Annotated in this window: 12 protein-coding genes; 5 read left to right on the forward strand and 7 right to left on the reverse strand. The window is 68.3% G+C overall.

The window, feature by feature from the left end; translation table 11 throughout:
• From ACXJKR_RS16110 to ACXJKR_RS16140, 7 genes are all read right to left on the reverse strand, one after another.
• A partial coding sequence (locus ACXJKR_RS16110) for a hypothetical protein (RefSeq protein WP_457323683.1) occupies positions 1 to 730 on the reverse strand: 730 nt, incomplete at its 3' end.
• A gap of 9 nt (positions 731 to 739) precedes the next feature.
• On the reverse strand, positions 740 to 1,195 hold the full coding sequence (locus ACXJKR_RS16115) for an ExbD/TolR family protein (RefSeq protein WP_056193859.1): 456 nt from the start codon (positions 1,193 to 1,195) through the stop codon (positions 740 to 742).
• On the reverse strand, positions 1,192 to 1,614 hold the full coding sequence (locus ACXJKR_RS16120) for an ExbD/TolR family protein (protein WP_056193856.1): 423 nt from the start codon (positions 1,612 to 1,614) through the stop codon (positions 1,192 to 1,194). Before ACXJKR_RS16120 ends, ACXJKR_RS16115 begins: the two co-directional genes overlap by 4 nt.
• A gap of 10 nt (positions 1,615 to 1,624) precedes the next feature.
• Positions 1,625 to 2,407 (reverse strand): MotA/TolQ/ExbB proton channel family protein, encoded by a 783-nt coding sequence (locus tag ACXJKR_RS16125; protein WP_457323684.1) that lies wholly within the window; start codon positions 2,405 to 2,407, stop codon positions 1,625 to 1,627.
• An 82-nt stretch (positions 2,408 to 2,489) separates the two neighbouring features.
• A complete protein-coding gene (locus tag ACXJKR_RS16130) occupies positions 2,490 to 3,599 on the reverse strand; it encodes a sigma-54 interaction domain-containing protein (RefSeq protein ID WP_082532471.1) in 1,110 nt (369 codons plus the stop codon).
• A gap of 92 nt (positions 3,600 to 3,691) precedes the next feature.
• Positions 3,692 to 5,776, reverse strand: a complete 2,085-nt coding sequence (locus tag ACXJKR_RS16135; protein ID WP_457323685.1) for a TonB-dependent siderophore receptor — start codon at positions 5,774 to 5,776, stop codon at positions 3,692 to 3,694.
• On the reverse strand, positions 5,773 to 6,969 hold the full coding sequence (locus ACXJKR_RS16140) for a PepSY-associated TM helix domain-containing protein (protein ID WP_457323686.1): 1,197 nt from the start codon (positions 6,967 to 6,969) through the stop codon (positions 5,773 to 5,775). The genes ACXJKR_RS16135 and ACXJKR_RS16140 overlap by 4 nt, the downstream gene beginning before the upstream one ends.
• Before the next feature lie 120 nt (positions 6,970 to 7,089).
• On the opposite strand from ACXJKR_RS16140, the gene ACXJKR_RS16145 reads away from it, so the two are divergent.
• From ACXJKR_RS16145 to ACXJKR_RS16165, 5 genes are all read left to right on the forward strand, one after another.
• Positions 7,090 to 7,638 carry a DUF1439 domain-containing protein gene (locus ACXJKR_RS16145; protein WP_457323687.1) on the forward strand — a complete coding sequence of 183 codons (549 nt, stop codon included), beginning with the start codon at positions 7,090 to 7,092 and terminating at the stop codon, positions 7,636 to 7,638.
• Positions 7,639 to 7,756: 118 nt separating this feature from the next.
• A complete protein-coding gene (locus ACXJKR_RS16150) occupies positions 7,757 to 8,188 on the forward strand; it encodes an ExbD/TolR family protein (RefSeq protein WP_457323688.1) in 432 nt (143 codons plus the stop codon).
• Between the two features lie 356 nt (positions 8,189 to 8,544).
• Complete coding sequence (locus ACXJKR_RS16155) at positions 8,545 to 8,763, forward strand: hypothetical protein (protein ID WP_457323689.1); 219 nt, start codon at positions 8,545 to 8,547, stop codon at positions 8,761 to 8,763.
• On the forward strand, positions 8,760 to 8,948 hold the full coding sequence (locus ACXJKR_RS16160) for a hypothetical protein (RefSeq protein ID WP_457323690.1): 189 nt from the start codon (positions 8,760 to 8,762) through the stop codon (positions 8,946 to 8,948). Before ACXJKR_RS16155 ends, ACXJKR_RS16160 begins: the two co-directional genes overlap by 4 nt.
• Positions 8,938 to 9,198 (forward strand): hypothetical protein (locus tag ACXJKR_RS16165; RefSeq protein ID WP_457323691.1); only part of this gene is annotated, 261 nt, incomplete at its 3' end. The genes ACXJKR_RS16160 and ACXJKR_RS16165, both read left to right, overlap by 11 nt.

Genomic DNA, 9,198 nt, shown 5'->3' on the forward strand with positions numbered 1-9,198 from the left:
CATCGGCACCACCGGCCGTGCAGCGCATGCGCTTGACGGCGGCCTGAACGTACTTGTAGTACTCCTTGGGGCCTGATTGCGGCAGCACGTCGACGACCTGGTTGCCGCGGATCTTGATCAGTGTCTGCACCGTGCCCTTGAGACCGACGCGGTCGATGGCCTCTTCCAGCGCGGAGGCCAGCACGGCCTCGTAGCCTGGGCAGGCCAGGCTGATCTCGCGCTTGATGACGGCGGGCGCTGCGGGCGGCGGTGGTGCGGGCACAGGCGCGGGTGCTGCCGCCACGACAACCGTTTCCTTCGGCGGCTGCGCCTGCACGACCTGGATGGGCGCGGGCGGTGGCGCGACAGCGGGCACGACCTCGGGCGGCGGCACATAGGCCGGCGGTGGCGCCACCTTCTGCACCGGCTCGATCTTGACGACCTTGGGCGGCGGTGGTGGGGGTGGTGGCGGCGGCAGCACCTCGGGCAGCAGGGCCATTTCGATGGGCTTCTTGATCGCATCGACGGCCTTGGACGCGAGGCCCGTCGTCAGCCCCCAGCCCAGCACGATGTGCAGGCCGACGACGAGGGCGATGCCGGTGCCGCGGTTGGCGCCGGCCGGCGGCTTCAGCTGCGAGCGCAGCGGTGCCGTGGTGGCCAAAGGCGCTGGCGCAACGAACCGGCGCGGCGCGGCGCGGGTGCCGTCCAGCGTCAGGCCGCCGGAGATACCCGGTGAAAGAACTGCACTCATGAATCTCTCCTACTGCGAGTCGTCCAGAAACTGCTCGCTGCCGGTCACGCCGAGCTTGGTCAGCCCGGCCTGGTGGGCCGCCGTCATGACGGCTGCGAAGTTGTCGTACTTGGCACCGGGCTGCGGGCGCACATGCACCTCGGGCTGCGTGGCCTGCTTGCCGGCGGCGTCCAGGCGCTCACGCAGCGAGACCTGGTCGGCAAGGGCCTCGCCGTTCCACAGCACGGCATCCGGCGTGATGTCCAGCCGCACGACCTCGGGTGGCGTGGGCGGCGGCGCGCTGGGCGGTGCGATCGGCAGGTTGAGCTTGACGCTGTGCAGCTGTACCGGGATGGTGATGATGAGCATCACCAGCAGCACCAGCATGACGTCGATCAGCGGCGTGGTGTTGATGTCCGGCACGGGCAGGGCCGACGTGACCTGGCGGCGCGCACGAGCCGCCTTGCGCAGAGGTCCCGCACTCATAGCGCCCTCGCTGGCGGCTCGGTGATGAAGCCCACCTTGGCAATGCCGGCGCGCTGGGCGGCCAGCAGCACCCGGCCCACGGGGGCGTAGTCGCTGCCGGCGTCACCGCGCACATGCACCTCGGGCTGGGGCTGCTGCTGGGCGATGCCCTTGAGCCGCTCGAACAGCGCGTCCTTGCTGGCCACGGGTGCATCGAACCAGTAGAGCTTGCCATCGCGTGAGACGGTGATGACCACGTCCTTGGGCTCGCTCTCGCGCACCTCGTTGCGCTGCTTGGGCAGCTCCACCGGCACCGAGAAGTTCACGACCGGGATGGTGATGAGGAAGATGATGAGCAGCACCAGCATGACGTCGACGAGCGGCGTCGTGTTGATGGACGAGACCGCCTCGTCGGCACCCTGTGCAATCTGGATGGCCATGGCGCAGTGCTCAGGCCAGGGCGGGGCTCAGGCCGGCAGGCTGCTCGGCGGAAGCGGGCTCTTCGTGGACCGAACCCAGCAGCACCGAGTGCAGCTCGCCGGAGAAGTCGCGCACGTCGTCCAGCACCAGGGCATTGCGGCGCAGCAGCGCGTTGTAGCCCAGCACTGCAGGCACGGCGACGAACAAGCCGATGGCCGTCATGATCAACGCCTCGCCCACCGGGCCGGCCACCTTGTCGATGGAGGCCTGGCCGGCCACGCCGATGGCGGTGAGCGCATGATAGATGCCCCAGACCGTGCCCAGCAGGCCGACGAAGGGCGAGGTGGAGCCGACGGTGGCCAGCAGGCTCAGGCCCGTGGAGAGCTGGCGCTGCACGCGCTCCGTGGCGCGGTGCAGGGAGAGGTCCACCCAGTCAGCGAAGTCGACCTTGGCGCGCAGGCCGTGGTGGCGCTGCGTGGCCTCCAGGCTCGCCTCGGCGATGTAGCGGTACGGGCTCTTGGGCGACAGCTTCTCGGCGCCCGCCTTGACGGTGCCGGCGCTCCAGAAATCCCGCTGCGCGGCACGCGACTGCACGCCCAGGCGAGCCTGCTGCAGCAGCTTGGTGATGATGACGTACCAGCTGCCCGCGCTCATCGCGACGAGGGTGAACAGCACGACCTTGGTGACTGCGTCGCTCTTCTCCCAGACAGCGCCGACGCCATAGGGGTTGTCGCCCTGGGCATGGGCGGCGCTGGCGATGAGGAGCAGGGCGAGTGGCGCGAGGGCGCGACGGGCAAAGGTGGAGGCGTTCATCGGCGTGTGTGGAGTAAAGCAGAGGGACCGGGGCAGTGTGCGCAGCGCCCTGCGAGGCGCGAACTAAGCTTTTCGCGTTAGCTCATGCAGCGGCGTGAAGGCGCGCGGGCATGGCCTCATGAGCGAGCTGCGGCGCGGCGTTACGCGCGGGCGCCAGCAGGCCCAGGCGCTTCAAGTGCGTGCGCAGCACATTGCGCGTGATGCCCAGCAGCGCCGCGGTATGCACCTGGTTGTGGTGGCAGTGGCGGTAGGCAGCGCGGACCAGTGCGGACTCGACGCGCGCGTGCAGCGCCTGGGGCGCCTCGTCGAAGAGCCGATCGAAAACGCGCTCCAGCACCTCCTCGGCCACCGCTTCCGCCGGCGGCGCAACGACCGCCGGCCCGGGCCGCGCCACCGCATGCAACTGCAGATCCTCGCGGGCGATGCTGCCGTCGCGGCAGATGATCAGCGCGTAATGGATGACGTTTTCCAGCTCGCGGATATTGCCGGGCCAGGCGTAGCCGAGCAGTGCGTCGCGCGCATCCGCGCTGAGGCGCACCTGCGTGAGCCCGAGGCGGCGGCTGTAGACCTCGATGAAGTGCTCGGCCAGCGCCAGGATGTCGCCCGGCCGCTGGGCCAGCGGTGCGAGTTGCAGCGTGGCGACGCTGAGGCGGTAGTAGAGGTCGGCGCGGAAGTGGCCCGCGGCCACGGCCTGCTCCAGCCGCACATTGGTGGCGGCCACGAGGCGCACACGCACGTCGATGGGCTTGCGCGAGCCGATACGCACGACCTGGCGCTCCTGCAGCACGCGCAGCAGCTTGACCTGCACGGACGGCGGCAGGTCGCCCACCTCGTCGAGGAACAGCGTGCCATCGGCGGCGGCCTCGAACCAGCCGGCGCGTGCGCTGGTGGCGCCCGTGTAAGCGCCGGCTTCATGGCCAAAGAGCTCGGCTTCGACCAGCTGCTCGGTGAAGGCGCCGCAGTTCACGGCCAGGAAGGGGCCGCGGCGGCCGCTGCTGTTGTGGATGTGGCGGGCGATCAACTCCTTGCCGGTACCGGTCTCGCCAATGATCAGCACGGTGGCGTCGCTCGCCGCCACGCGCTCGGCCTGGGCCAGCAGCGCACGCGAGGCCGGGTCGTCGAAGACCAGCGCCTTGGCGCGGATCGACAGCACCTGGTGCTGGGAGTCGGGGAAGGTGAGCAGGCGTGTCATTGCCCGGCACTCTAGGCACCGCACGCCAAAGAGGGAACGCCGCTTTGCGCAGATGGATATGCGCTCAGCGCGGCGATCACCCCCCTACATCGTCAGTACTTCCAGCTCAAGGTGGCGCCGACGCTGCGCGGTGCGGCGTAGTAGGCCTGGTCCCATTTCAGGCTGCCGAGGTAGGTCGTGTCGGCCACGTTGTTGACGACGAGGCCGGCGCTCCACTGCTTGTTGAACTCCCAGCCGGCGTTCAGGTCGACAACGGCATAGGCCTTTTGCCTGACGACCTGCGCCGGGTCGCTGATCTGGCTCTGCCAGCGCACCGCGGCGCCGAGCTTGAGCTGGGGCAGCAGCTGGTAGGTGGAGCTCAGGCGCAGCACGCGGCGCGGGATGTAGCGGTTGACGTCGTCGCCGCTGCTGCCCTTCAGGCGCAGCTGGGTCCAGCCGCCGGCAATCCGCCAGTCGGGCGTCAGCTTGCCGGACAGCTCCAGCTCATAGCCAGTGCTGGTGGCGGTGATGCCCTCGTAATAGGCGCTGAAGTCGGGGCGGGTGCCAGCCTGCACCGGCACGTTCTGCTGGCGGGTGCGGAAGACGGCGGCACTGGCGTTGAGCTGGCCATCGAGCCATTCGGACTTGATGCCGGCCTCGAGGTTGCTGCCCTCCAGCGGCCCCAGCGGCTTGCGGTTGATGTCGGCTTCGAGCTGCGGGTTGAAGACCTCGGCATAGCTCGCGTAGGCGCTGGTGCTGGCGCCCAGGTCCAGCACGGCGCCGAGATAGGGTTTGACGGCGCCGTGGCTGTAGGCCTGCTCGACGCCGTAGCTCATGCCGCTGTTGCGCACGCGGGTGGCGTTGAAGCCTGTGACGAGCTTGAGCGCGTCGCTGACGCTGAACTGCGCGGCGGCGTAGGCGCTTTCGCGGCGGCGCGACACGTCGGAGCCGTCGGTCGACGCGCCGAAGGCCGGCTTGGGGAAGGCGCCGTTCCAGCCCTGCAGGTCGGGCACGGCCGCGCCGATATTGCCGGCATAGAGCGAGAGCTCGCTGAGCGTCTGGCGGCCGCCGTTGAGGCCGAGCATCAGCTGATGCTGGCGACCGAACAGGCTGAACGGGCCGGAGACGTAGAGGTCGGCGACGCTGTCCACGTATTTGCCGTCGAAGGCCGACGGGTAGGCGTACAAGCCGCTGTCCGGCACGCCGCCGGGGTTGGGCGTGCCGTAGACGTAGAAGAGTTCGCTGGGCGTGCTGCGGCTGCGGCGCGAGACGGTGGCGCGCGTCTGCCAGCCGCCGCCGAGGTCGTGGCTCAGTTCGGCAAAGGCTTCGGTGTCGCGGTTGGTCCACCAGGCCCAGTCGGCGGCCGAGCTGGTGTTGCGCGAGTAGTCGATGCGTTTGCCGGTGCTGTCCACCATCGGCAGCGCGCCCCACATGGGGCTGTCGGCCTTGCTGCGCTGGGCGTTGAGGCCGACGGTCAGCAGCGTGTTGCGGCCGATGTCCAGCTCCAACACGCCATAGCCCAGGCTGCGGTGCTGGCTGTAGCGGTCGAGCCAGCTGTCCTTGTCTTCGTCGGCCACAACGAGGCGGCCGCGCAGCGAACCATCGGCATTCAGGCTGCCACTCACATCGGCCTCGATGCGATGCTGGTTCCACGAGCCCAGCGTCACCGCGGCACTGGCTGCGAAGGCCTTGCTGGCGGCGCGCTTGCGAATGAAGTTGACGGTGGCCGACGGGTTGCCCGTGCCGGCGAGCAGGCCGGTGGCGCCGCGCAACACCTCCACGCGCTCGAAGGCGGCGGTGTCCAGCGCGCCCCATTGCGCGCCGTTGGCAAAGGGCAGGCCGAGGCCGTCGACCTGGAAGTTCTGGATGTCGAAGCCGCGCGCGCTGAAATAGGTGCGGTCGGTTTCGACGCGCTCGACCAGCACGCCGGGGGTCAGGTCCAGCAGCTTGTTGATGTCGGTGAGGCCGAAGTCGCGGATCTGCTGCTGGCCGATGACGGTGACGGACTGCGGCGTCTCGCGCAGCGCCATCTCCAGCCGCGTGGCGCCGCTGCTGCTCTTCTCGTCGTCCGCGGCCTTGGCCTGCACGCGCACGGTGGGCAGAGTCGCGCCGGGCACCTCCACCGGGGTCTGCTGGGCCAGTGCGGCGCCGGTGRCCAGGGCCAGYGGGGAGAGGATCAGGACGGTCTTTGATTTCATGCTTTGGAAGGACGCAGGGCGGGAGCGGTAGGCGCTTGGGGCGCGTGTCGGCGGGCGCGCGCCTTGCGCAGCCAGATCAGCACGCCGGTGACGGAAAGCACGGCGATGGCCAGCCCCAACGCGGACACGAGGATGCGGCCGGGCAGGCCCAGGATTCGGCCGGAGTGGATCGGGAACTGGGCCTGCAGATAGAGGTCGCCCGCCGTGCCCTCGCCGGGGATCAGCGCGCCGGCCGGGCTGGCGTCGCGGCCGTCGATGTAGATCCAGGGGTTGCCGAGGCCGCCGTCGCCGTGGTCATTGCCGGGCTGGAAGAAGCCGACGCCGTAGACGCCGTATTCCGCGGCATAGAAGATGCCGCCGGCCGGCGCTTTCAGGCCGCGCTCGCGCGCCTGCGCCTGTGCGGCCGCCAGGGCCTGGGCGCGCGTCAGCGTCGGGGCGATGGGCTTGGCGCTGGGCTGGCGGGTCTCGAAGGCGCTGGGCGTGATGCGCGAGACCGCCGACACCAGCGGCACCACGACCTGCTGGCGCAGATTCATCGCCACCGAGGTCAGCGCGATGACGAGCACCAGCAGCCACAGCCACACGCCGCCGCTGCGATGCAGGTCGAAGGTCAGCGCATGGCCGCCCTTGGCCCAGCGGAAGGCGAAGGACTTGCGCCACTGGCGCCGGCTGGGGAATGACAAGTAGATCGCGACAAAGCAGTCCAGCACCCAGACCAGGCCGATCAGCCCCATCAGCCAGATGCCCCAGGCGATGCCGCCGGACTCCGGCAGGTGCAGGCTGTAGTGCAGCGCGTACAGGAAGGGCAGCAGGTTCTCGCGCGACAGCGACAAGGCGCCCCACTGCCGCCGGGCCTGCACGGCGCCGGTAGCGGGGTCGACGGCGAGYTGGTTGAAGCCCAACGGCTTGTCCGCATCGCGCGGCTCGACCATGGCCAGCAGCGTGTGGCCGGCCTCCGCCTGCAACGGGAGGTAGCGCACCCGCAGTCGCGGGTCGGCGGCCTCGAGCGCATCGGCAAGCTCCAGCGCAGGGCGGGCCGGCCCTGCGCTGCGGGCCTCGAAGAACTGCGGATTCAGCGCGGCGTCGAGCTCATGATCAAAGGCGATGACCGCCCCGGTCAGCCCGGCAATGAACAGAAAAACCGCCGCTGCCAGGCCGAACCAGCGGTGCAGGAGAACCAGTAACGCACGCATAAGCAGCCATGCTAGCACTCAAATGCGAATCATTTGTATTCGCATTTGATCGAACACTGACTTACGCCCCCTCTGGGTGGACGAGGGCAAACTCGGCGGCGCCTTGAAGCCTTTGACGCCATGAACCGCCGCCTTCTTGCTCTCTCCGTCACCCTGCTCGCCGTCCTGCCGCTGGCCACCTGTGCCGTCCTGAGCCGCATCTCCGACGGCCACCTCGACATCGAGCAGGCCGAGCTGCAGGCCCGCATCGCGCCACGCTTCCCGACGCATCACTGCAAGCTCCTCATCGCCTGCCTGGACCTGTCCAACCCCGTCGTCGTGCTGACCGAGGGCGAGGACCGCATCGGCCTCACCGCCGACGCCAAGGTCGTGCTGGGCACCCGCGAGCGCACCGGCCGCGTCGGCTTCTCCGGCCGGCCGCGCTATGTGCCGGCCGAGGGCCAGCTCTTCCTGGATGACGTGCGGATCACGACGCTGGAGTTCGCCGGCTTGCCCCAGGAGTACGCCGCGATCGTGAAGTTGCAAGGACCGGGGATGATCAACGCCCAGCTTCAGGCTCGTCCCGTCTACACCATCGATGCGAGCACGGCCAAGGGCGCGCTGGCGAAGATGGCGGTGCGGGATGTGAGGGTGGTGAATGGGAAGCTGAGGGTCAGCTTCGTGCAGTAGGGGCAGTAGCAACAGGGCAGCAGCCACCCCGTTGTCTTCATGCCGTCTGCTGGGCATCATCGGTGCCAGCGCTTGCCAGTCACGGTGAGCGCATGGCAGCAACCCGAGGGAGACCGACATGGGAATGAACGTTGCAACGATGCCCGGCAGCGGCGAGGCCGAAACCCTGATGGACGTCAACACGACGCCCTTGATCGACGTGATGCTGGTGCTGTTGGTGATGCTCATCCTGACCATCCCGACCCAGCTGCATTCGATCAGCCTGGACATCGGGCTGGGCGGCAAGTCACAACCCAAGCCGGTCATCCACACCGTCGCCATCGACTTCGACGGCACGGTCTACTGGGACGACCAGCCCCTGGCCAACCGCGCCGCCGTCGACGCCAAGATGCAGGAAGTGGGCGCGCTCGCCGAGGCCAATCAGCCCGAGGTGCACATCAAGCCGAACAAGCTGGTGGACTACAGCGCCTTCGCCGCCGTGATGGCCTCCGCGCAGCGCCACAGCGTCAAGAAACTGGGCGTGACGGGGAACGAGCAGTTCAGCAGCTAGGACCGGCCTACTGACTGCGCCTCTGCTGGCCTTCGCGGTACAGCAGGGCGCCGACCTCGCCAAACCGCGAGGTCGTCTTCCGACAGGCGACCGCGGGAATGGTCCACAGAGAAGCACTACACCGTTCGACCGCTGGACCTGCTGCGCACGCATCACGAACGCATCGAAGCGTGGATGTTGGAACAGGCAGGAGTGGCGTTCGATGCCACCAAGGCCGCCATGTCGCTGCGCTCGGTGGCCTGAGCAACAGTCCTGCTCTTAAGCTTTCGGCGCGCCCTCGTCCGTATGTACGGCTGGGCGGGTCCACAGGGCGGCAGCTCGACCGAGCCCGAGTCAAGATTCGGGACGGTCAGATCATGGTCCTCGGCTATGAGGACCATTGCTTCAGCGCCAAGAGCCCAAAGCCTGTGCCGCAGGTGTGGTGGTGCGACCCCGTCCGCGAGCCCGTCGATGAGCAAGAAGCCCGAGCCAAGGCCAAGTTCCCGCCCACTATGGGCAAGTCTCGGCGCGCGCTGGATCAGCCAGGCAACGTGCCGGCCAGCGTCGCCGAATGCGCGCCGGAGGATTTCAAATGAACTACGACGACACACACGTTAATGAGGCTGCGCTGAGCGTGGTGCGCGGTTCCGACTTCGACATGGCGGTGATGGTCGATGAGTCGGGGAAGCCGATGCGCTACCTCTACAGTTGTCCGCCGTTTGGCGTGCCGAGCGACAGGACATATAAACTGTCTCGATGGGTGTGCCGTTATGGCGATTGAAGCTGTGTATTTGCCGGCGGAGATTGCCGACTTGCTTACTGATCTGCACTCGGTGGCATACGAGTTGGGTCAAGTGATTGACCTCTGCCAGCTGGCCCTGCGAATGAGCAAGGACTCCAACTTCATTGCTCAGCACGTCGACGGCGTCGTCAAAGGGGCCGTCGTTAGCTATTTCAAGTGTTTCGGCAGTCAAAAGCGCACCGCGCTGTCGCATGCTGACGCTGCGGAATTTGGGCTTGCCGAGTTGCAC

It is taken from the genome of Roseateles sp. P5_E11, assembly GCF_054049355.1.